Below are 26,057 nucleotides of genomic sequence, written 5' to 3' on the forward strand. Positions count from 1 at the left end.
GGAAAAAGGGGCACTGAACGTCGGTTCAGTGCCCCTTTTTCATGGCCAGGGTGAAACCTTTGCCTCAACGCTCGAACGCCTGGCGCAGGTCTGTGCATAACTGCGTGTAGATGTCCGTGACCTGACCAACCACCGAGCCCAGGCGCAAAAAGTCGTGGGTCAGGCCGGGGTATTCCCTGAGCGTTACAGGTACGCCCTGCTCCTGCAGCCGGCGTGCATAGGCCCGGCCCTCATCAAGCAGCGGATCAAGCCCGGCCAGGGCAATGCAGGCGGGGGCAACGTTGCTCAGCTTATCTGTCAGCAACGGCGAAAAGCGCCAGTCACAGCGGTCTTGCGCAGCACTCTGGTAGTGCTGGTAGAACCACTCCAGCGTCTGGCTCTCGAGCAAGTAGCCTTCGGCGAACAGCTCCATGGAGGCGCTGCGCCGGGAGGCATCCGTCACCGGATAGCACAGGAGTTGCAAGCGCGGCTGCAGCGCCGCGTCCGGCCCCGCCTGGGCAGCCTGGGTCGCCAACACGGTGGCAATGGTCGCGCCGACACTGTCGCCGGCAAACGCGACCCGGGCAAGGTCCAGCTGCAGGGCCCGGGCCTGGCCGGGCAACCAGGCCAGGACATCCTCGCCATCGAGCAGCGGCTGCGGAAAACGGTGTTCGGGCGCCAACCGGTAGCCCACCGACAGCACCGCACATTGGCCGCCTGCGGCAAACTCGCGGCAAACGCCGTCGTGCGAATCCAGGCTGCCCACCACGTAGCCACCGCCGTGGAAGTACACCAGCAACGGCAAGGCCCCCTCGCATTGCCGGGCACGATACAGGCGCACCGGCACCGCGCCGCCGTCGCGGCTGGTGACCGTCAGTTCCTGACAGTCGAGCCGCTGCTCGACGGGCCAGCGCAGTTGCTGGGTAGTCTGCTCGAACGCGGCCCGGGCCTGCTCCGGGGTTTGTTGATGAAAAGGCAGATCGAGCGGGCCGCGGCTTTCCTCGGCCAGGTCGAGGAAATCAGCAAGATCAGGGTGCAAAGACATTTGAGCTTCCTAAACGGTGTATCGAATCGTGCCGGCAAAGGTTTGCCGGCACACAGGTTGGCGGCTCAGGCGGCCTGGGCCAGGCAATGGCTGATGATCGCCTGCAGCTCGCGCTGATAGTCGTCCATCAACTGGCGAATGGTTTCACGACGATAGCGCCGGGTACTGAACACACAACGCAAGGCCAGGCGGCCGTCGAACACCTGGCCGACAATCTCCAGCCAGTTGCCCAGCGGCGCTTGCAGGCTGTAGCACGCCCCCACGCTTTGCTCGGCCGGCACCAACAAGGCGCGCTCGTCAAAGCTCTGGTCGAACTGGCCCAGGTAGTTGAACGTCACTCTGGCCTGGGCCAGCCCGGCAAACTGCTGCCTGAGGCTGTTGCCCGCCAGGTAGCGCAACACGCCGTAACCCAGCCCCTTGTCGGGAACCGCCGCCAACTGGCGCTGAACCCCGAGCAGGCTGGCGCGGATGTCATCCTCGGCACCGGGCACCAGGCGTACCGGGTACATGCTGGTGAACCAGCCCAGGCTACGGCTCAAATCCAGCTCGTCGAACAGGTCTTCACGACCGTGACCTTCAAGCTGGATCAACGCCGCATCCTGCCCGGTCCAGCGGCACAGCACGCGACTCAAGGCGCCCAGCAACAGGTCATTGATCTGCGTCTGGTAGACCGCCGGCACCTGGGTCAACAGTTCACTGGTGCGCTGGGCGTCGAGCTCCATGCGCTCTACCGCATGGAAGCTGACCAGGTTCTTGCCGCGGGGGTTATCGCAAGGGAAAGGCTGCCCCGAGTCTTGCAGTTGTTCGAGCCAGTACCCCAGCTCGCGCTCCACCAGCAGCGGCGCTTGTTGTTCAAGACGGGTCGCCCAGGCCTGGTAGCTGCTGGTGCGAATCGGCAACGCTGGGCTGTTGCCCTGGCTGCAAGCCTCGTAGGCCTGTTGCAAATCCTGCAGCAAGATGCGCCAGGACACCGTATCAATCGCCAGGTGGTGAATGACCAGCAGCAAGCGCTGCTCGCCGGCAAAGGTGATATGCAGGGCGCGCATCAATGGCCCTTGCTGCAGGTCCAGGCTACGTTGCACCCGGGCCGTCAAGTCTTCCAGCGCCGCCTCATCGGCCACGCTCACCTGCTCCAGCAGCGGCTTGTCGGCCTGGGCCTGCTGTGGCCGATACGCCTGATACCAACGTTCGCCCTCCTTGGCAAAGCACAAGCGCAAGCCATCATGCTGCTGCACCACAGCCTGCAAAGCCTGCTCCAGCGCCTGCGGCTCGAGTGCCTGGCGCGAGCGCAGCATCAATGCCTGGTTGAAGTGGTGCGCCTCTGGCATGTTCTGGGCGAAGAACCATTCCTGGATCGGCAACAGGCTGAACCGGCCATCGCTGACCAGATGGCTCAGGTCCTCCTGCTGCGCAGCACCGCAAAAGACCTGCTGATCGAACAGGCCGGCAATGGTCTGGTAGCGCATCAGGTCGCGCAGCTTGAGGTTGATGTCCAGCTGCGGGTGATTACGCACGCGGGAAATGACCTGCAAGCTGAGAATCGAGTCGCCGCCCAGCTCGAAGAAGTTGTCACTGATGCCAACCCTGTCGACTTGCAGCACCTCGGCCCAGACCTGCGCCAGCAGGTGTTCCTGCTCGCTGCGCGGGGCCAGGTAGCTATCGGCGCTGAAATCCGGCTCTGGCAAGGCCTTGCGGTCGAGTTTGCCGTTGAGCGAGATCGGCAGTGCCGCGAGGCAGATAACCTGTGCCGGGACCATGTAGTCGGGCAGCACCGCGCGCAGACCGCTGAGCAGCGCCGGCCCCTGATCGATGCCGTGCGGGGTGACCGCGTAGGCAATCAAGCGCTTGCCGGCGGCAAAGTCACGGGCAATGACCAGCGCATCGCTGACCCCGGGTTGCTGACGCAGGCAGGCCTCGACTTCGCCCAGCTCGATGCGAAAGCCGCGAATCTTTACCTGGTGATCGATGCGACCGACGTAGTCGATGATGCCGTCCTCACGCAGGCGCACCAGGTCACCACTGCGGTAGGCCCGGGTTCCTGGCTGGCCGAAAGGGTCCGGTACGAAGCGCTCGGCGGTCAGGCCCGGGCGACGATGGTAGCCTCGGGCGACCCCCTCGCCAGCAATGTACAGCTCGCCGGCGAAACCTGCAGGCAACGGGTTGAGGTCATCGTCCAGGACCTGCAAGGCGCGCAAGCCGACGGCGCGGCCGATCGGTGCATACGCAGCTTCACAGGTCGAATCGGCCGGCACTTTCCATAGCAGCGGGGTGACCACGGTCTCAGTCGGTCCGTAGCCATTGGTGAAGTACTGCGGGCGCAATGCTGCCTTGACCAGCTCGAAGGTCTGTTCGGGTACGGCGTCGCCGCCAAAGCAGTAGATGTTCACCGCAGGCGCAGGCTCGCCACACTGGCGGGCATACTCGGCAACCTGCTTGAGGTAGGCCGGCGGGAAGCAGGCGATGGTGATTGCCTGCTGCCCAAGGGCCTTGAACGTCTGCTCCGGTGTCCACAGTTCGGCGTCGCGAATGACCAGCGCCCCGCCGCTGCCGAGGACGCTCAACCAACGCTCATGGGCACCGTCGAAGGCAAACGACATAAAGTGCAGTTCGCGGGTGCTGGCGTTCATTTCGTAGCGTTCGATAATTGCCTGGCAGTGCATGCTCAAGGGCCCGCGGGTAACCGCCACGCCCTTGGGCTGACCGGTGGAACCGGAGGTGTAGATCAGGTACGCCAGGTTGCGATCATCGCCGCAGGCAAGCGCTGGCCCGACGCGCTGTTCATCGAGCGGCAGTCGATCCATCTCTACCCGTGGCAACAGCGCCGGCAGCGGCAGGCGCCCGAGCAGATCGCTGTGGGTAATGACCAGGGCCATGCCCGAGTCCTCGATCATGTAGGCCAGGCGCTCGCTCGGGTAATCGATGTCCAGCGGCACATACGCCGCGCCGCACTTGAGCACGGCCAGCAGTGCCACGATCATCTGCGGCGAACGCTCAAGGGCCACCCCGAGCAGAACTTCAGGGCCCGCGCCCTGCGCCATCAAGGTCGCGGCCAGAGCATTGCTCTGGCGCTGCAGGGCGGCATAGTCCAGGCGCTGCCCCGCACATTCCACCGCAATCGCCCCGGGCTGACGCCGGGCCTGTTCGTCAATCAGCTCGACCACCGACAGCGGACGGTACTGCCGCGCCGGCTGTGCCCCCCAGGCCTGCAGTTGCTGCCACTGCGCGGTATCCAGGCGTTGCAGGTTACCCACCCGCTGCAGCGGTGTCTCGAGCATGGCCGTCAGTAGCCCCTCCATGGCGTGACGGATGCCCTCGACGGCCTGCTCACTGAAGGCACTGCGCAAATGCAGGTATTCGATCGACAGGCTGTCGTTGAGGTGGACGGCCAGGTCCATCGGGAAGTTGGTGACATCGTGATTGCGTGACTCGCCAAAGTGCAGGCCGCTGTCCCGGGCCTCGCCAAGCCGCTCATCGATCGGGTAGTTCTCGAACACGATGATGCTGTCGAACAACGCCTGTCCGCCCATGCCTGCCCAACGCTGGATATCCGCCAGCGGCACATGGGAATGATCGCGCACGTCCAGGTTGTAGGCTTGCAGGTCGCGCAACCAGGCATCCAGCGCTTGTTCCGGCCTGATGCGGTGAATGACTGGCAAGGTATTGATAAACAGGCCCAGCAGGGTGTCGGCATTGGCCAGGCCCTCCGGTCGCCCGGCAACCGTGGCGCCGAACACCACGGTGTCCTGGCGCGTGTAGCGTTGCAGCAAGAGCAGCCAGGCGCCCTGAATCAGGGTGTTGGGGGTGATACGCAAGTCACGGCACACCTGCTGCAACCGTGCAGTGCGCGCTGCATCCCAGCGGGTGTACAGCGCCCGGTGACCGGGCTCGCTGCTGCTGTGCCGCGGATGCACCGCCTGGCTCAGCGAAGTCGGCTCGACCAAGGCCTGCAGGCGCTGCTTCCAGAACTGTTCGAGGCCCTTGGCGTCCTGCCCCTGCAGCCAGCCGATGAAGTCGCGAAAGCGCCCGCCTGGCGCCGCAACCTGCGCGCCACAGTAGTGCTGCAGCACTTCTGCGAGCAGACGTGAATTGCTCCAGCCATCCATCAGGATGTGATGGCTGGTCCAGATCATCCGGTATTGCCCGGGGCCGGTACCAATCAGCAACAGGCGCAGCAACGGCGCGGCGCCGATATCAAAGCCGCGGGCCCGTTCGGCGCTGGCACATTGCGCGACGCGCTGTTCATCCCAGGGTTGATCCTGCCAGTCGAGGGTCTGTACGTGCAGCTTGACCCGGCGCTGCACGACTTGCAGCGCCGGCGTCTGCCGATCCGGCCAATGAAAGCTGGTACGCAGGGCCTCGTGGCGGTCGATTGCCGCCTGCCAGGCCTGGCAGAATCGCTCGACATCCAGGCCCTGCACCGGCAATTGCACCTGGTTGATGTAAAGCGCCGACTCGTTGTCTTCCAGGGTGTGCAGGAGCATGCCCTGCTGCATCGGCGAGAGCGGGTAGATGTCTTCGATTTCGCCGGCGGCAATCGGCAGTTGGTCAAGCCAGGCCTGCGAAACCTGCGCCAGCGGGAAGTCCGAGGGGGTCACCGCGCCAACGCCCTGATCGCAGCAATGCTCGATCAGACGCTCGAGCTCCTCGCTGTACTTCGCGGCCAGGTGCGCGATCGTCGCCTCATCGAACATGCTGCGGCTGAAGGTCCAGCCTATGCTCAAGGCCGAGTCGTACACCTGGCCATTGAGGCTCAACCAGTTGCCCAGCGGCGCGTCCAGGCTGCGCTCAAGCCCTCGGTTTTCAGCGGCGGGAACGAACAGTGCCTGATCGCTGCTGAAACTGGCGTCGAACTGCCCAAGGTAGTTGAAGGTCACCCGCGGCACCGGCAATTGCGCCAGGCTTTCACACGCCTGCTGATCACCCAGGTAACGCAGCACCCCGTAGCCGATGCCTTTGTCCGGCACCGCCCGCAGTTGCTCCTTGATCCCCTTGAGGGTGTCGCTCCACTGCTCGAAGGCCTGCAACTTGAGCGCAAACATGCTGGTGAACCAACCCAGGGTGCGGGTCAGGTCGACCTCATCGAACAGCTCTTCACGGCCATGGCCTTCAAGCTGGATCAGGCAATGGTCGGCGCCGGTCCAGCGCTGCAACACCCTGGCCAGGGCTGCCAGCAGCAGGTCGTTGATCTGCGTGCGGTAAGCCGCGGGGGCCTGCTGCAACAGCTTGCGCGTCAGCTGCGGGCTCAACTGGCTGTACAGCGTCAGCGCATCGCGACTGCGCAGCGTACCGTCGGCGTGATCCTGGGGCAGCTCGGCGCATGCGCCCTGCAACTGCTGCTGCCAGTAGCCCAGCTGCGCCTGCAGGTTGTCGCCCCGCGCATAGGTTTGCAGACGTTCGGCCCAGGCTTTGACCGAAGTGGTCTTGGCCGGCAAGGCCACTGGCTGGCCTGCCGCCAACTGTGTGTAGGCCTGTTGCAGGTCTTCGAACAGGATGCGCCAGGACACACCATCCACAGCCAGGTGGTGGACCACCAGCAACAGCCGTTGCTGACCGTCGCCCAGGGTCGCCAACAGCGCCCGCAGCAACTGCCCTTGTGCCGGTTGCAGGCTGCGCTGGGCCTCGTCGCAGTCGACTGAAAGCGCGGCCAGGTCGACTGGCGCAGTTTGCCACAGCAGCGGGGCCTGCGCCCAGTGCGCAAGCAGGCGCTCGGGCTGCAGATAGCGCACCTGTTCGGCGCTGAAGCACGAACGCAAGACATCGTGGTGCATCACCAACGCTTGCAGCGCACGCTCCAGCAGGTCGGCCTGCAGCGGCTGCGATGGCTTGAGCAGCACCGACTGGTTCCACTGGTGACGCTGGGGGATGTCACTGGCAAAAAACGCCTGGTGGATCGGCAGCAGCAACGCCGCGCCACTGACCAGGCCCTGGTCCACTGCATCGCCTTCGCCGACCTCGCGAGACCGGGCGACAGCCGCCAGGCTCTGCACCGTCTGGTGCTGGAACAGCTCTTTGGGGGTGAACACGATGCCCTGGCGCCGCGCGCGGCTGACCAGTTGAATGGACACGATGGAGTCGCCGCCGAGTTCGAAAAAGTTGTCGTTCAGACCCACCCGTTCAACCTTGAGCACTTCTTGCCAAAGCGCCGCCAGCGCCACTTCCACGGCACTGCCCGGGGCCACATAGGCCTGCTGCATCTGCTCTGCATCAGGCACCGGCAGCGCCCGGCGTTCCAGCTTGCCGTTGGGGCTCAACGGCAGGCTGTCGAGGAACATCAGTTGGCTGGGTACCATGTAGTCGGGCAAGGCCGCCAGCAAGCGCGACCGCAGCAGCTCGCGCGCCTGCGCCTGGCGCTGGCGGTCGTCGCCAGGCCAGTCGCGCCGGGCCGGCACCAGATACGCCACCAGTTGCTGGCCATTGCCAGTGGAAACGGCCAGAACAACCGCCTCGTGGATTTCATCCTGTTCCAGCAAGCGTGCCTCGACCTCGCCCAACTCAATGCGCAGTCCACGGATTTTTACCTGATGGTCGATCCGCCCGCGGTACTCGATCACCCCGTCACTGCGCTGACGCGCCAGGTCGCCGGTGCGGTACATACGCTCGCCGCTGGCGAACGGGCTGACGACAAACCGTTCGGCGCTCAGGCCCGGACGGCGATGATAGCCGCGCGCAAGCCCGATACCGGCCAGGTACAGCTCACCCGTTACCCCCACGGGCACCGGCGTCAGCTCGTCGTCCAGCACATAGGTGCCAAGGTTGGCAATCGGCTGGCCAATCGGCACGCTGTCGCGGCCTTCGTCGCGACAGGTCCAGTGGGTAACATCGATTGCCGCTTCGGTCGGTCCATACAAGTTGTACAAGCTGGCTTGCGGCAAGCGGCTCAGAACCTGTTGCTGGGCATCCGCCGGCAACGCCTCGCCACTGCAAATCACTCGGCTCAGCGAGGTGCACAGACCCGCCTGGTCATCGAGCATGAACACCTGCAGCATCGAGGGCACAAAGTGCAAGGTGGTTATCTGTTCACGGCGGATGACCTCGATCAGCCGCGCAGGATCCTTGTGATCACCCGGCGCCGCCAGCACCAGGCGTGCCCCCGTCATCAGCGGCCAGAAAAACTCCCACACCGAAACGTCGAAGCTGAACGGCGTCTTCTGCAAGACCCGGTCCTGTTCGCCCAGGCCATAGGCCTGTTGCATCCAGCACAGCCGGTTGGTCAGGGCCAGGTGGCGGTTGGCCGCGCCTTTTGGCTTGCCCGTGGAGCCGGAGGTGTAGATGACATAGGCCAGGTTCTGCGGGTGCGGGTAGCACGCCGGGTTGCTGACAGGCCAGCCATCCTGAGGTTGATCGAGCAGCAGGCATTCGACATCGGCCGGCACCGGCAAGCGCTCACGTAGCGATTGCTGGGTCAGCAGCAGGCGCATGCCGCTGTCCTGCATCATGTAGGCCAGGCGCTCCGCTGGATAATCCGGGTCCAGCGGTACATAAGCGCCGCCAGCCTTGAGCACCGCCAGCAGGCCGATAACCATTTCCAGGCTGCGTTCGGCGGCAATACCCACCAGCACATCGGGCCCGACACCTGCGCCCAGCAAGCGGTGTGCCCACTGGTTGGCGACTTCATTGAGCTGGCGGTAACTGAGCTGCGCTTCGCCCAGAACCAGGGCTACCCGGTCGGGTGTGGCCTGCGCCTGTTGTTCGATCAACTGATGCACGCAGCACGCCAAGGGGTAGTCCATCGCCGTGTCGTTCCAGCGCACGACCTGTTGCTGCCACTGATCGCTGTCGAGCAGGGGCATGACCGCGACGCGCTGATCGGGCTGTTGCACGATCGCCTGCAACAGGCCCAGCCAGTGCGCAGCCATGCGCTCGACGGTCGCGCGTTCAAACAGGTCGCTGGCGTAGGTCAGGCCGGCGGCAAGCCCGCTCGGGCTGTCATGGGTATCGAGCATCAGGTCGAACTGAGCGGTGTGCTTTTCCCACGCCAGCGCCTCGATCATCAGGGGCCCGCCCTGCCCCGCCAGCTGGTGACGCGTGCGCGCGTCGCTCTGGTGGTTGTACATGACCTGGAACAGCGGGCTGTGGCTGAGGCTGCGCTCCGGGCGCAACGCCTCGACCAGTTGTTCGAACGGCAAATCCTGATGAGTCTGGGCATCGAGCACTGTCTGGTGCACGGCCTGCAGCAACTGGCGGAAGGTCAACTGATCGTCAAAGCAGGCCTTGATCACCTGGGTGTTGACGAAAAAACCGATCAGCCCCTCGGTCTCTACCCGGTTGCGGTTGGCCGAGGGTACCCCGACACGAATCTCGGCCTGGCCACTGTAGCGGTGCAGCAACAGCTCGAAGCTGCTCAGCAGCAGGGTAAACAGGGTGACATTCTCCTGCCCGGCGAAACGCTTGAGCGCATCGGCCAGGCTATTGGGCAGGCTCAGCGCCAGCCGCGCACCGCGATAACTTTGCTCAGCCGGACGCGGTCGGTCAGTGGGCAGTTCAAGCAAGGGATGCTCGCTACCCAGCTGCGCAGTCCAGTAGGCCAGTTGCCGCTCACGTTCGCCTGCCTCCATCCACTGGCGCTGCCAGAGGGCGTAGTCGGCGTACTGGATCGGCAGTGGCGCAAGGTCCGGGGCCCGGCCCTGGGTGAACGCGCTGTAATACTCGATAATCTCGCGCAGCAGGATCTCCATGGACCAACCGTCAGAGACAATATGGTGCTGGATGAGCAGCAATACGTGATCATCGGCATCAAGGCGCAGCAGGCAGACGCGCAACAGCGGCCCCTTGCGTAAATCGAACAGCTGGCCGACCTGCTCCTCGACGAAGGCCTTCAGCCGCGCCTCAGAACGCGCCGACGCAGGCTCGTTCGACCAGTCCAGGCAGGTGAAGTCCGCAGTCATGGACGGGTGGACGACCTGCAGAGCCTGCAGGTCGTCGTCGACAAAGGTGGTGCGCAACGCTTCATGGCGCAGATGCAACGCCTCGACACTGCGCTGCAAGGCGCCAAGGTCGAGCTCGCCGCGCAGGCGCAGCGCGAGTGGAATATGGTAGTTGGCGCTGTCTGGCTCCATCTGCCAGAGAAACCACTGGCGCTCCTGCGCATAGGACAACAACAAGGGCTCGTCGGCTTTGCGCTTGAAAATCGGCGCGACATTGAAGAGGTTGATCCCTTTTTGCTTCAGCAGTATCGCCAAGGCTTTGCGTTCCTTCGACGAAAGCGCTCCAACTGCCCCGATCAGCTCTTGCACACCCAGACCCTCATTAGGAAATTAGCTTTTCAAGTTCATCTCCAGTTAAACGTTTGAGGGCCTGCAGAGATTTAGCCAATTCGTCTTCCAGCGGCGAGCTCTGCGCCTGAAGCGTTGCCACCAGCGCACAGAAAGCCTTGAAGTCGCGGGCCTGAAACAATTCACGCAACGGCACTTCGAGGTTCACCTGCTCACGGATGCGGACAATCACCTGGGTGGCCAGCAGCGAGTGCCCGCCAAGGCTGAAGAAGTCATCGTCGAGGCCAACCTGGGGCACCTGCAGTACCTCTTGCCAGACCTCTGCCAGTTGCAACTCGAGCGCGCTCTGCGGGGCGCGATAACGGCGTGATCCCTGCAATTGGTCAGGCGTCGGCAGGGCCTTGCGATCAAGCTTGCCGTTGGCGGTCAACGGCCACGCCGCGAGGAAGACCATGTGGGTCGGCACCATGTACTCGGGCAGCGCCTGCAACAACAAGCCGCGCAAACGCTCCACGGCCTGAGCTTGGTCCTCGGCGCTGGCCAGGGCGATGTCCGCGCGCGAAGCGATCAGGTAGGCCACCAGTTGTTGCCCGGCCACGCCCTGATGCGCCAGAACCAGGGCCTGGTCGACCTCTGCCAGGGCTTGCAAACGCTCCTGGATCTCGCCCAGCTCGATGCGAAAACCACGGATCTTCACCTGATGGTCAGCCCGCCCGGCATACTCGACCGTGCCGCTGGCGGTGAAGCGCGCCAGGTCTCCAGTGCGATAGAGACGCCCGCCGGGGTTGCCGAACGGATCGGGAACAAAGCGGCTGGCACTCAAACCACCGCGATTCAAATAGCCACGGGCCAGCCCCGCGCGCCCGACATACAACTCACCCACACAGCCGTGAGGTACCGGGTTGAGGTCGCCATCGAGCACGTACCAGGACAAGTCGCCAATCGGTTCGCCAATGGGGCTGCCCTGGGCACTGCCCAGATCAGCCCTGGACAACGGCCGATAGGTCACGTGCACCGTGGTCTCGGTGATGCCATACATGTTGATCAGGCGCGGTGCCTCGTCACCAAAGCGCTCGAACCACGGCGCCAGGCTGCTGACCTCGAGGTTTTCGCCGCCAAACACCACATAGCGCAAGGCCAGGTCCAGCGTCCCGGCGGGCGCGGCGCAGGCAACCTGGGCCAGCACCTTGAACGCCGAGGGGGTCTGGTTGAGCACCGTGACCCGCTCGCGCTGCAGCAGCGCCAGGAACGCCTCGGGCGAGCGGGCAGTGTCCTGGTCGACCATGACCAGCCGGCCGCCGTGCAGCAAGGCACCAAAGATTTCCCACACCGAGAAATCGAAGGCGAATGAGTGAAACAGGCTCCACACATCGGCACTGTTGAAGGCGAACCACTGCTCGGTGGCCGCGAACAGACGCACGACATTGGCATGCGCCAGCAAGGTGCCCTTCGGTAGCCCGGTCGAGCCCGAGGTGTAGATCACATAGGCCAGGTTGTCCGGGTCGAGCTTGAGCTGCGGGTTGCTGCAATCACCGTCATCCGCCACGTCCAGCAGCAGGGTTGGTACGCCTTCCGGCACCGGCAGCTGCGCCAGCAATTGCTCCTGCGCCAGCAACATCGACATGCCGCTGTCCTGCATCATGTAGGCCAGGCGGTCCTGCGGGTAGTTGGGGTCGAGCGGAACATAGGCGCCACCGGCCTTGAGGATGGCCAGCAGGCCGACGATCATCGGCAGGTCGCGGGTCGCCGCCAGGCCCACCCGGACATCGGCCCCCACCCCCATGGCAATCAGCCGATGGGCCAGCTGGTTGGCGCGGTTGTTGAGCTGGCCGTAGCTCAAGCGCTGCTCACCGCGCGACACCGCCAGCGCATCCGGGTTGCGTTCGACCTGGGCTTCGAACAGTTCATGGATGCAATGGCGCACAGGGAACTGTTGCGGCGCCGGGTTCCAGCAGCGCAGCGTTGACTGCTGTTGCGCCGGGTCGAGCAACGCCAGCTGGCCCAGACGTGCCTGCGGGTCAGCGGCCACCGCCCGCAGCAGCGCTTGCCAATGCCCGAGCATCCGCTCGATGGTGGCCGCGTCGAACAGGTCCGTAGCGTAGTTGAGGCTGGCGCCAATGCCTTGCGCGGATTCATGGGTGGTCAGGGTGAGGTCGAACTGTGCATCCTGGCTGTCCTGGCCAACCGCCTCGACCTGCAGGGCCAGCGCGGCCTGAGGCGCCGCGCCCGGGGTGTCGCTGCGATGATTGAACATCACCTGGAACAACGGGCTATGGCTCAGGCTGCGCTCCGGGTGTAGGGCTTCGACCAGTTGTTCGAAGGGCAGGTCCTGGTGCGCCTGGGCGCCCAGCGCCCGCTCGCGAACCTGGGCCAGCAGCTCACTGAAACGCAGGTGCCCGTCAACCTCGGCACGCAGCACCTGGGTATTGACGAAAAAACCGATCAAGCGCTCGGTTTCCGGGCGGTTGCGGTTGGCCACCGGTACTCCGACGCGAATATCCCGCTCGCCGCTATAGCGCGCCAGCAGCGCCTGGAACGATGCCAGTAACAGCATGAACAGCGTTGCACCCTGTTGTCGCGCCAGCCCTTGCAGTGCCTGGCTCAGGTCGCTGTCCAGCTGTATCTCCACACGTGCACCGCGAAAGCTCCTGCTGGCCGGGCGCGGCCGGTCGGTGGGCAACGCCAGCACCGGTTGCTGATCGCCCAGTTGCTCAAGCCAGTAGGCCAATTGGCGTTCGCGCTCACCCGCTTGCATCCAGTGCCGCTGCCAGATCGCATAGTCACTGTACTGCAGCGCCACTGCCGGCAGGCTGCAAGGCTGTCCTTGCAAGCGGGCGCTGTACAGGGCCACCAGCTCCTCGACCATGACCTGCATGGAGCGCGCATCCGAGACGATGTGATGCTGGGTCAACACCAGCACGTGATCGTCGTTGCCCAGGGTCAGCAGCTTGATCCGCAACAAGGGCCCTTGGCGCAAGTCAAACAGCTGCGCGGTTTCGGCGCTGATGAACTGCCTGAGCGCCTGCTCGGCCGACTGCCCCGGCGGCACACTCAACGGCTGCACCGCAATGCGCAAATTGGCCTGGGCATCAATGACCTGGCAAGTGCCACCTTGGGCGTTCTGGACAAACCGCGTGCGCAATGTGGCATGCCGCGCGCCCAGCAGGTCGAAGGCCTGCTGCAGGCTGGCGATGTCCAGCGGGCCACGTAGACGCAGCGCGGTGGGGATGTGGTAGGCGGCGCTGTCAGGGTCCAGTTGCCAGAGAAACCACTGGCGCTCCTGGGCAAAAGACAGTGGCAGTTGTTCGAACTCATCGCTCACCCGCGGTATCGGCAGGTTGGCGGGCGAGATGCCCTCTGCCTGCATTTTTTCCAGGTACAGCCGGCGTTTTTCCAGCGGCAGAAGAATGAAACGCTGAGCAATCTTCAAGGCGACCTGCTGATCCATCAGATGGCCTCCATTTCGTCGAGCAACGCATCGAGCCTGCTGAGTTTGTCACTGTTCAGCGAAGACCCACTCTGTTCCAGCTCGGCGACCAAGGCGCCGAGGACCGGGAATTGAAAAACCGTTTGCGCTGTCAGTTTCATACCAAGCTCAAGTTGAATTCGCGACACGACGCTCACCACCAGCAAGGAGTGACCGCCCATCTCGAAGAAGTTATCGTTCATGCCAACCCGCTCGACCTGCAGCACCTGCTGCCAGATCTGTGCCACCTGGCAGGCCAGCTCAGTGCCTGGCGCAATGAATTCGCTGCTGCCAACCTGGCTGTCGACTGCCGGCAGCGCCTTGCGGTCAAGTTTGCCGTTGGGGGTCAGCGGCAACTGTTCAAGGAACAGCACGTGGGCTGGAATCATGTAGTCGGGCAGGTCGGCTCGCAGCGCGTGCCTGATGGCTTCGCCGGCCTGGGCGTAGGCGCTTGGCGCGAGGTCGCCATCCACCACCAGGTAGGCCACCAGGTGCGCGCCCCGCGCCCCCTGCAGCGCCAGCACCGCAGCCTCGCGCACCTGGGCCAGGGCCTGCAGGCGTGCTTCGACTTCGCCCAGCTCGATGCGGAACCCGCGGACCTTGACCTGATGATCCAGGCGGCCGATGTACTCAAGCTCGCCGTCGTCGCGGTAGCGCACCAGGTCACCGCTGCGGTACAGGCGGGCGCCGGGCACACCGAAGGGATCCGGCACGAATTTCTCGGCGGTAAGACCCGGGCGCAGCAGGTAGCCACGGGTAACCCCGTCGCCGGCCAGCAGCAACTCACCGGCCACCCCAAGGGCGGTCGGCTGCAAGCGGCCATCGACGACGTAGGCGCGGGTGTTGGCCAACGGCCGGCCAATACTCGGTGTGCCGCCAGGGTGACGGCGCGTCCAGGTCGAGTAGGTGGTGTCTTCCGACGGTCCGTACAGGTCGTAGACGTGCTCGATGGTGCCGCTGGCATACATCTGCTCCACCAGCGCCTGCCTGAGCGGCTCGCCGGCCAGGTTGACGATGCGCACGCCCGGCGGAATCTGCCCGGCACGCTGCAGGGCCGCGACTGCCGAGGGCACACTGTTGAGCAAACGTACCCGCTCGCGGGCCGCCAGCGTCGGTAGCTCCAGGGCATTGCGCGCCATGATCACCTGACCGCCATTGGCCAGGGTGACGAACAGCTCCCACACCGACAGGTCGAAGCAGATTGACGTCGACGCCAGCACACCCTGGATATCTTCCTGGCTGTAAACCTGCTGCGACCACTGAATCAGTGCGCCGACGTTGCGATGGGTAATCGCCACGCCCTTGGGTTTGCCGGTGGAGCCGGAGGTATAGATGACATACGCCAGGTTCTGCGCCGAGACCGCTGTCTGCGGGTTGCCAGGCGTGGTCGCCGCCTGCTCGCCATAGCCACGTTCCACCGGCACGACCTGAACGCTGGCGGGCACGCTGAGGTGCTCCAGCACCTGCTGTTGGCTCAGCAGGACACGGGCGCGACTGTCTTCAAGCATGTAGGCCACACGCTCGGCCGGGTAGTCGGGGTCCAGCGGCACATACGCACCACCTGCCTTGAGCACCGCCAGCAAGGCCACCAGCATTTCACTCGAGCGCGGCATCGCCACGCCGACCCGCACCTCGGGGCCCACGCCAAGCTCGATCAAGGCACAGGCCAGAAGATTGGCCCGCTGGTTCAACTGGGCATAACTGATGTGCGCCTGACCGTCGATCAATGCCGTTGCGTCAGCCCTGCGCGCGGCCTGCGCTTCGATATGCTGATGGATACAGCGCTGGTGAGCAAAGGCCAGGGTATTGCTGTTGCAGGTTTCGAGCAGCAGCCCGCGCTCGTTGCCGGTTAGCATGTCCAACTCGCCGAGGGCCCGTTGCGGCGCCTGGCAGAGTTGCTCGAGCAGGTTGTCCAGGTGGCTGGCGATACGCTCGATCTGGGCATCGCTGAACAACGCGCAGGCATAGTTGAACTGCAGCACCAGTTCCTCGCCCGTCGAAACCAGCAAGGTCAGCGGGTAGTGCGTTTGCTCGTGGCTGTTGAGCCGGCCAAAACGCAAGTCCTGGGTTGCGCCCTGCTCCAGGGCCTGCGACACCGGGTAGTTCTCGAACACCAGAATGTTGTCGAACAGCGATTCAGCACTGTGTCCGGCCCAGCGTTGAATGTCGAACAGCGGGGTATGTTCATGCTCGCGCAGGCTCAGGTTTTTCGCCTGCAGCGCCTGCAGGAAGCTGCCGACGCTTTGCTCCGGGCGCGGCGTGGCTGCAACCGGCAGGGTATTGATGAACAACCCCATCTGCCGTTCGGCATCAGGCAGTTCGACCGGACGCCCGGCTACCGTGGCACCGAACACGACCGTTTGCTGGCCGCTGTAACTCTGCAGCAAGAGTGCCCAGGCGGCCTGAACCAGGGTGTTGAAGGTCACCTTCTGCTCGCGGGCAAACCCATGCAAGCGTTGGCTGCGCGAGCCTTCCAGCACGTGCCGGTACTCGCGCTGGTGGCGGTTGCCAGCGTCATGTGCCGTGCTTGCGGCCAGCCGGGTGGGGCCGACCAGGTCCTGCAGTTGCGCTTTCCAGAACGCTTCACTGGCCTGCTCGTCCTGAGCCTGCAGCCACTGGATATAGTCACGGTAACGGCCGTGCAGCGCAGCCGGTTGCTCGCCACGATAGCGTTGCAGCACCTCCCCCATCAGTTGTGAATTGCTCCAACCGTCCATAAGGATATGGTGGCTGGTGTAGATCAGCTGGTAGCGTTGCCCGTCGCAGTGCACCACATGCAGGCGCAGCAACGGCGCGCAGCCCAGGTCGAAACCGCGCTTGCGCTCACTGGCCGCCAGCGCGCCCAGCGCCTCGTCCAGGTCGGCACGCTGACGCCAGTCAAGAACGGTAAAGGGCACCTCCACCGATGCTTGCACTGCCTGCAAGGGACGTGCGCCAACGCCCTGCCAGATGAAACGGGTTCGCAGGATGTCGTGGGCCTGCACAGTGGCCTGCCAGGCGGCGGCAAAAGCCTCTACATCGAGGCCGAAAACCTCGACGCTCATCTGGTTGACGTAACTGCCCTGCTCGCGACCATCGAGGGCATGGAACAGCATGCCCTGCTGCATCGGTGACAGCGGATAGAGGTCTTCGACTGCGCTCAGGTCCAACTGATCGAGCTGTGCCTGAGTCAGTTGCGCCAGGGCAAAGTCCGACGGCGTGGCGCCCTGGCTGCGTGGGTCACAGCAATGGGCGACCAACGCTGCCAGTTCCTGCTCATAGTCATCGGCCAGGCGCTGCACCGTCGAGGCAGCGAACATTTGCGTGCTGAACGTCCAGCCGATACTCAGCTCGCCATCAAACACCCGGCCATTGAGCATCAACCAGTTGGCCAGTGGAACATCGGCGCCCTGCTCGGCCCCCCGCGCCTCGCCAGTCGGGGTGAACAGCGCCGCGTCGTCGGTGAAACTGCTGTCGAACTGGCCCAGGTAGTTGAACGTGATACGCGGCACCGCCAGCCCTGTGAGCCGGGCGCGATCGCCTGGTTCAGCAAAATGGCCGAGCACGCCATAGCCCAGCCCCTTGTCGGGGATCGCGCGCAACTGCTCCTTGACGGTTTTCAGGGTCGCGCCCAGGTCATCACGGGCACTCAGGCGCACCGGGAACAGGCTGGTGAACCAGCCAACCGACCGGGTCAGGTCAATGTCATCGAAGAGGTCTTCGCGGCCATGCCCTTCCAGCTGGATCAGCGTATCGGCCTGCCCGCTCCAGCGCGCGATGACCCGCGCCAGCGCCGCCAGGAGCACATCGTTGACCTGCGTCCGGTAAGCATTCGGCGCCACTTGCAGCAATTGCCGGGTGAGCCCGGCATCCAGGCGAGTGACCACGCTGTGGGCGTAACGGCTATGCAGGCTGGCGCCCGGATCGTCGCAGGGTAGCGCACTGCCCGCCACCGACAATTGCGCCTGCCAGTAGTCGACCTGCCCGCGCACGGCCTCGCTTTGGGCATAGCGCTGCAAGCGTGCAGCCCAGGCCTGCACCGAACTGGTCTTGGCCGGCAGGTTGCCGGGCGTGCCGGCCACGGCGCTGGCGTAGGCTGCCTGCAGGTCCTCAAAGAGGATGCGCCAGGAAACCCCGTCCACCACCAGGTGGTGGATGACCAGCAGCAAGCGCTGCTGCTGGTCAGGCAGGTCGAGCAGCAACGCTCTGAGCAGCGGCCCCTGTGCAAGGTCGAGGCTGCACTGGGCCCGTTCACAGGCTGCAGCCAGTTCGCTTTGGTCGTGCACGCTTGCCTGCCACAGCAGCCCTTCGTGCCGCCAGTGCTGCGCCTGTTGTTGCAGGCTGCGGTAATCGGCCCGCCATTGCCCGTCTGCCGCGCTGAAGTTCAGGCGCAACGCGTCATGATGCTGCACCAGCGCTTGCAGGGCCTGCTCCAGTGCTGGCGCCTGCAGGCGTTCGGCGGGCTTGAGCAGCACCGACTGGTTCCAGTGCTGGCGTGTCTGCATGTCTTGTTCGAAGAACTGCGCCTGGATCGGCAGCAACTGCACCCGCCCGCTGGCTGGCCCCTGATCGATCTCAAGGGCCGCGGCGCCGGTTGCCGCAACCGCCGCCAGGCTTTGCACGGTCTGATGCTGGAACAGCTGTTTGGGGGTGAAATGGATACCCGCCTGACGCGCGCGGCTGACCACCTGGATGGAAATGATCGAGTCACCGCCCAGTTCGAAAAAGTTGTCGGTCAAACCGACGCGCTCGCACTTGAGCACGCTTTGCCAGATCTGGGCAATCTGCCGCTCCAGCTCCGCCACCGGTGCCACGTATTGCTGGCTCGGTTCCAGGTCAGGCGCAGGCAGGGCCTTGCGCTCCAGTTTACCGTTGGGGCTGAGTGGCATCCGCTCGATCAACTGGATGCGAGCGGGCACCATGTAGTCGGGCAGGTTTGCCTTCAAGTGCTGGTCCAGCGCCTGGCGCCAGGCGCCTTGCTCGGCCTGGGCGCTGGCAAAGTCCGCGCTCGGTACTACATAGGCCACCAGGCGTTGGGCGGCGTTGTCGCCCACCGCCAGCACCGCGGCCTCGCGAACCGACGCGTGTTCGACCAGGCGTGCCTCGATTTCGCCCAGCTCGATACGCAGCCCGCGAATTTTTACCTGGTGGTCGATGCGACCGGCATATTCGATCACCCCATCGGCACGGTAGCGCGCCAGGTCACCGGTGCGGTACAGGCGCTGAGCAGCGTCGAACGGGCTGGCGACGAAACGCTCGGCGGTCAGTCCTGGACGCAAATGATATCCCCTGGCCAGGCCTTCGCCGCCAAGGTACAGCTCGCCGATCACCCCCGCCGGCAGCAATTGCAGGCTCGCATCGAGAATCCAGGTTTGCAGGTTGGCGATCGGCTCACCGATCGGCACGCTGTCCCCCGGCTCTTCCCGGCAGGTCCAGTGGGTGACGTCGATGGCCGCTTCAGTCGGCCCATACAGGTTGTAAAGCGCCGCACCGGGCAACAGGGCAAAAACTTGCGCCTGGGCATCCACCGGCAGTGCTTCGCCACTGCAGACTATCCGCTTGAGCGAGGTACAACAGGCCACCGCCTCGTCCTGCATGAACGCCTGCAACATGGACGGCACAAAATGCAGGGTGCTGACGCCCTGGTTGCGGATCAAAGCAACCAGCCTTGCAGGATCCCGATGATCGCCGGGCTCGGCAATGACCAGGCGGGCACCGAACATCAGCGGCCAGAAGAACTCCCAGACCGAGACGTCGAAACTGAACGGGGTCTTCTGCAGCACAACATCGTCAGGTGTCAGGCCGTAAGCCTGTTGCATCCAGTTAAGGCGGTTGCTCAGGGCCACATGGCGGTTACCGGCGCCCTTGGGCTTGCCGGTCGAGCCTGAGGTATAGATCACGTAGGCCAGGTTCTGCGCATCAGGCGTGCACGGCACTGGCGCCATGCCCTGGGCGGGCGTCAGTGCCTCGGGCCGGTCCAGCAGCAAGGTCTGCAGACTGCCCGGCAGGCTCAAGCGCTCGAGCAGTGCCGACTGGGTCAGCAACAGCCCGATACCGCTGTCCTCGATCATGTAGCTCAGGCGTTCGGCGGGGTAATCGGGGTCCAGCGGCACATAGGCGCCGCCGGCCTTGAGCACCGCCAGCAAGCCGACGACCATTTCCAGGCTGCGTTCGGCAGCGATGCCGACCAGCACCTCCGGGCCCACGCCTGCGCCAACCAGGCGCTGGGCCCATTGGTTGGCCTGCAGCTCCAGCGCCGCGTAGGACATGGCCTGACCGGCGAAGACCAGGGCAGTGGCCGCGGGCGTGCGCTGGGCCTGGTCGGCAATCACCTGGTGCACGCAGCGCGAGTCGGCATAGTGCTGCGCGGTATGGTTCCAGCCGTCGATAACCTGGCGTTGCGCGCGTTCACCCAGCATCGGCAACTGGCCAAGCGGCTGATCGACCTGCTCGACAAAGCCTTGCAGCAGTTGGGTCAGATGGCCGCACAGGTTCGTCACCGCAGTGTCATCGCACAGCGCCCGGTCGTAGCTGAACTGCAAGGTCAGCACCTCGCCGAGCCCCACCGCAAGGGTCAGCGCAAAGTGCGTCTGCTCCTGCATCTGCACCTCGCCGAACTGCAGCCCTTCAGGCGCACCTTGTTGCAGCGCATCGGCAATAGGATAGTTCTCGAACACCAGGATGCTGTCGAACAGCGGCTCGCCCGCCCGTCCAGCCCACCGCTGAATATCGGCCAGCGGCACCTGCTCATGTTCACGCAGCGCCACGTTCTGCGCCTGGACCTGTTGCAGCCAGTGCCCGACGCTGAGCTCTGCAGCCGGGCTGGCAATGACCGGCAGGGTGTTGATGAACAGGCCAACCTGCTGTTCGATGCCGGCAAGCTCCGCCGGCCGCCCCGCCACCGTGGCGCCCAAGGCCACTGAAGGCTGGCCGGTATAGCGCTGCAGCAATACCAGCCAGGCTGCCTGTACCAGGGTATTGAGGGTGACTTTCTGTTGCCGGGCAAACTCGCTCAAGCGAGCGCTTTGCCCCGGCGTCAGGCTCGCCTGGTACTGGCCCTGACCGCTAGCGGCCCGCCCGTGCGCGCCAGCCAGGGCCGGTGCCAGCAGGGTCGGCGCGGCGAGGTCAGACAACTGCGCCTCCCAGAACACGCGGCTGCGCGCATCATCCTGCGCCTGCAACCAGCCGATGTAATCGGCATAACGCCCAGGCCGCGCTGGCACGGCGTGCCCTTGGTAACGCTGGAGCACTTCGCCCATCAGCAACGAGCTGCTCCAGCCGTCCATCAGGATGTGATGACTGGTGTGGATCAGGTGATAGTCATGCTCGCCGCTACGCACCAACAGCAAACGCAGCAATGGCCCGCAGCTCAGCTCGAAACCCCGTGCCCGCTCAGTGTCCGCCAGTTCCTGCAGGTCCTGGGCACTGCCCGGCCGCCCGCGCCAGTCAAGGACCTCAAACGGCAGCTCGACCTGTTTGAGCACCACTTGCACAGGCGTGTCGGCATCGTCAGGCCAGATAAAACCACTGCGCAGCACTTCATGGGCCTGCAGGCACGCCTGCCAGGCATCGCGGAAGCGCTGCAGATCCAGCCCGCGGATATCCACGCGCAACTGATTGATATAGTCACCCGCCCCCTGCTCATAGAGGGAATGAAAAAACATGCCCTGCTGCATCGGCGACAGTGGATAGAGGTCCTCGATATCCGCGCCATTGCACGCCAGCCGGTCCAGTTGCGCCTGGCTCAAGCGCGCCAGCGCGAAGTCGGACGGGGTGACGCCACGGTGGCGTGGATCACAGCAATGGCTGATCAGGCTGCGCAGCTCGTTGGCATACTCATCGGCCAGCGTCTGCATCTGCGCACGGTCGAACATCTGCTCGCTGAAAGTCCATTCCAGGCTGAGTTCGCCCGCGTAGACCTGGCCGTTCAAGGTCAGCCAGTTGCTCAACAGTGCCTGCGGGCTGCGCTCCTCGCCCTTGTCCTCGGTACTGGGGACAAACAGGCCTTGCCCATCGGCAAAGCTGGCATCGAACTGCCCCAGGTAGTTGAAGGTGATCCGCGGTTGCGCCAGGCCACGCAACTGCAGGCGCGTCGGCTCATCGGCCAGATAGCGCAGAAGACCGTAGCCGATGCCCTTGTCAGGCACCTGGCGCAGTTGCTCCTTGATCTGCTTGATCGATTGCCCAAGGTCGTCGCAAGTCGTCAGGCGCAACGCAAACACGCTGGTAAACCAGCCCAGGGTCCGGCTCAGGTCGATATCGTCAAACAGCGCTTCACGGCCGTGGCCTTCCAGGCGGATCAAGGTATGCCGGTCGCCGGTCCAACGGCTGATGACACGGGCCAGGGCCGTCAGCAGCAAGTCGTTGATCTGCGTACGGTAGGCAGCAGGCGCCTGTTGCAGCAACTGGCGCGTCGCGGTGCTGTCGAGCCGGGTCTGGACGCTGCGGGCGTGACTGGCCAACAGGCTCGCCTGCGGGTCACGGCATGGCAAGTCGTTGGCGCAGCTCAACTGCTCACGCCAGTAAGCCAGCTCGGTGTCCATGCGCCGCTCGCGGGCTCGCACCTGCAAACGCTCGCTCCAGGCCTTGAGCGAACTGGTCTTGTCCTGCAAGCGCAGCGCTTGGCCAGCCATCAGCTGCTGGTAGGCCTGCTGGATATCCTCGAGCAACAGGCGCCACGACACACCATCGACCGCCAGGTGGTGAACCACCAGCAGCAGCCGCTGCGAGCCATCGGCCAAGGTTGCCAGCAACCCGCGCAGCAGCGGCCCGTGCTGCAAGTCCAGACTGCGCTGAACCTCGTTGCAGCGCGCGGTCAGGGCCTGCTCATCCGCCACGTCAGCCTGCCACAGCAATGCCGCTGGCAGGCGCGTCAACGCACCGTAGGTGGCCTGCCAGCTACCGTCGGCCTGGCGCTGGAAGTTCAAGCGCAGCGCATCGTGATGCACCACCAGCGCTTGCAGCACCTGCTCCAGCAGCTCGGCTTGCAAGGGCGCTCGCGGTTGCAGCAGGACCGATTGGTTCCAGTGCCCAGGGGCCTGCAGTGACTGCTCGAAAAACGCCTGGGCAATCGGCAGCAATGGCACCTCACCGACCACCGGCGCTTGTTCGAAGCGCTGCACGCCACCCAGCCGGGCGACACTGGCCAGGCCCTGGACAGTCTGCTGCTGGAACAGATCGCGCGGGGTGAAATGAATGCCGGCCTGGCGTGCGCGGCTCACCACCTGAATGGAGATGATCGAGTCGCCACCGAGCTCGAAGAAGTTGTCCTGACGACCGATGGCCTGGCGCTTGAGCACCGCCTCCCAGATCGTTGCAATGCGCTGCTCCAGCTCATTGGCCGGTGCCTGATAATCTTCCTGCGCGCGCTCCAGCCCGGGCTGCGGCAAGGCCATGCGGTCGAGCTTGCCATTGGCCGTCACGGGCAGTTGGTCAAGCAGCACCACGTGCGCGGGCACCATGTAGTCCGGCAGCACTGCCTGCAATTGCTCGCGCAGCTGGCTTGGCGGGGTGCCAGCATCGGCGACCACGTAGGCAACCAGCTGTTTGCCAAGGCTGCCGTCTACGGCCAGCACCACCGCTTCGCGCACCGGTGCCAGGGCCAGCAACTGCGACTCGATTTCCCCCAGTTCGACACGCATGCCGCGGATCTTCACCTGGTGATCGATACGGGTAACAAACTGCAATTCGCCGTCAGCCCCCCGCCGCACCAGGTCACCGCTGCGGTACAGACGTGCGCCCGGGCTGCGGCCGAACGGATCGGGGACAAAGCGCTCGGCCGTCAGCCCAGGGCGGCGGTGATAACCACGCGCCAGCGCCGCGCCGCCGATGTACAGCTCACCGATGGCCGCCGGGGCCAGCACCTCAAGACCGCCACCGAGCACGTACAAGGCGGTATCAACCAGCGGCCGGCCAATGCCTACCCGTGTATCGCCGGCGGTTGCGCGTTGGCTGTGGCTGACATTGATGGTCGCCTCCACGGGCCCGTAACGGTTGTACAAGGCTACGTGGGGCAGGCGTTGCAGCACCTTGTGCTGCAGCTCGCGGGACAACGCCTCGCCCCCACTGAACAGATTGCGCAACGATGTACAGCCTTCAAGCCCAGGGGTTTCAATGAACGCCTGGAGCATCGAGGGAACAAAGTGCAAGGTACTGACCTGATGAGCCTGGATCAGCGCCAGCAGACGCTCCGGGTCTCGCTGGTCGCCCGGTTGCGCCAGCACCACCGGCGCACCACAGGTCAACGGCAGCAACAGCTCCCAGACCGAGACATCAAAACTGCTTGAGGTTTTCTGTAGCACCGCGTCTGCGGGGCTCATGGCATAGGTATCGCGCATCCATTGCAAGCGCCCGCTCAAGGCCCCATAGCGATTACCCGCCGCTTTCGGCCGGCCGGTGGAACCGGAGGTATAGATCAGGTAGGCGAGGTTCTCGGCCTGCTGCACAATCGGCAAAGGCTGGTCGCTGCACTGCTCCAGAGACGGATCGTCAAGCAACTGCACAGGCAACGGCAGGTCGGCGGGCAGGCGCGAGAGCACCGGCGCCTGGCTCAGCAGCAGGGCGATACCGCTGTCCTCGATCATGTAGGCCAGGCGCTCGCGCGGATACTCAGGGTCCAGCGGTACATAGGCGCCACCGGCCTTGAGCACGGCAAGCACGGCCACGACCAACGCCATCGAACGCTCGACGGCGATGCCCACCAGAGCGTCCGGCCCAACCCCCGACGCCCGCAGGCGCTGGGCCAGCCGGTTGGCCTGGGCGTCGAGCTGCGCATAACTCAAGGTCGCCTCGGCAAACACCAGCGCGGTTGCCTGGGGCCGGGTTGCGACCTGCTCGGCGATCAGGCTCAGCAGGCAAGCCGGGACGCTGGCTTGCGGGTCATTGCAGGCGTCGAGCAACTGACGAGTCTGGGCATCGTCGAACAGCGACTGTTCCGCCAGGCGCTGGTGCGGCTCGGCAAGGCAGCGCTCAAGCAGGTAACGCCAGTGCTCGCCGAGCCGCTCGATGGTGGCTGGCTCGAACAGGTCACAGGCATAGGCCAGCGACGCCTTGAGTACCCCGCCCTGGTCCTCGGTGTTGAGGGTCAGATCGAAACGCACCGTGTCGCTGCCCCGATCGAGCGCCTCGACGGTCAATCCCGGCAGGCGCCACTGGTCAACCGCCGGTTGCGCCACCTGGTGGTTGAACATCACCTGGAACAGCGGGCTCTGGTTCAGGCTGCGCTGCGGCTGCAAGGCATCGACCAGGTGCTCGAACGGCAGGTCCTGATGGGCCTGGGCCTCGAGCACGCGCTGCTTGGCCTGCTGCACCAGCTCGACGAACGAGATCTGCCCATCGACCTGTGCCCGCAGTACCTGGGTATTGACGAAGAAACCGATCAGCGGCTCGACCTCGGCCCGTGTCCTATTGGCGATCGGCGTGCCAATGCGGATATCCGATGCGCCGCTGTAGCGATGCAGCACCGCCTGAAACGATGCCAGCAGCACCATGAACGGCGTCGCGCCCATGCTCGCGGCGAATGCGCGCACCGCTTGCGCAAGGCTCTCGGACAAGGCAATCGGCACCCGTGCGCCACGTGCACTGCGCGACGCCGGGCGTGGGTAATCGAGGGGCAGCTCGAGTTTGACCGCCTCCTCTCCAAGGTTGGCTTTCCAGTACGCCAGCTGCCGTTGCGCTTCACCGGCGTCCAGCCACAGGCGCTGCCAACGTGCATGGTCGGCATATTGCACGGCCAGCGGCGCGGGTGCGGCCTGCTCGGCGTCCGCGACCAGGCGCGCATAGCCGTGGGTCACTTCTTCGACCAGAATCGGCAGGGACCAGGCATCACAGACGATGTGATGGGTGCAGAACAACAGCACATGTTGCTCGGCATCCAGCCTGAGCAGCGTGGCCCGCAGCAACGGCCCCTGCTCCAGGTCGAAGGCTTGCCGGGCCTGGCGTTCAATCTCCTGATCCGCCAGTGCCTGGCCGTTCTCGCCGCTAAAGTCGAGCAGTTGCAGTTCAAAGCGCGCAACGGCCTCGACCTGCTGCAACACCTGGCTGTCCTGCAGCACAAAACGGGTGCGCAGGACTTCATGGCGGGTCACCAGCGCCTCGAAGCTTTGCCGCAGGCTTTCGACATTCAACTGTCCGCGCAAGCGCAGCACGGCCAGTTGGTTATAGGCCGTGGAGTCCGGCTCCAGTTGCCAGAGAAACCACATCCGCTGCTGGGCATGCGAGGCGAGTGTCGCCTCGCTGGGGTCTTCGCGCCGGGGAATCGGCAGGCTTTCCAGCGACAGGCCTTGCTCAAGCATGCGCGCCTGCAAGGCGCGCCGTTCAGCAGCGGAAAAACGGGTGAAGCGCTCAGCCAGCGCCAGCATTCGTTGCTCAAGCATGC

Annotated in this window: 4 protein-coding genes; all 4 read right to left on the minus strand. The window is 64.7% G+C overall.

Going from position 1 to position 26,057, the window contains the following annotated elements:
• Positions 1-64 precede the first annotated feature (64 nt).
• A complete protein-coding gene (locus tag LOY54_RS17935) occupies positions 65-1,024 on the minus strand; it encodes an alpha/beta hydrolase (protein WP_258607451.1) in 960 nt (319 codons plus the stop codon).
• Positions 1,025-1,089: 65 nt separating this feature from the next.
• On the minus strand, positions 1,090-10,257 hold the full coding sequence (locus tag LOY54_RS17940; protein WP_408980524.1) for an amino acid adenylation domain-containing protein: 9,168 nt from the start codon (positions 10,255-10,257) through the stop codon (positions 1,090-1,092).
• Between the two features lie 13 nt (positions 10,258-10,270).
• Entirely contained in the window at positions 10,271-13,684 is a 3,414-nt protein-coding gene (locus LOY54_RS17945; RefSeq protein WP_258607453.1) for an amino acid adenylation domain-containing protein, read from the minus strand.
• Complete coding sequence (locus LOY54_RS17950; protein WP_258607454.1) at positions 13,684-26,055, minus strand: non-ribosomal peptide synthase/polyketide synthase; 12,372 nt, start codon at positions 26,053-26,055, stop codon at positions 13,684-13,686. Before LOY54_RS17950 ends, LOY54_RS17945 begins: the two co-directional genes overlap by 1 nt.
• Positions 26,056-26,057 lie beyond the last annotated feature (2 nt).

The sequence above is a fragment of the Pseudomonas sp. B21-032 genome (genome assembly GCF_024748965.1).
Classification (GTDB): domain Bacteria; phylum Pseudomonadota; class Gammaproteobacteria; order Pseudomonadales; family Pseudomonadaceae; genus Aquipseudomonas.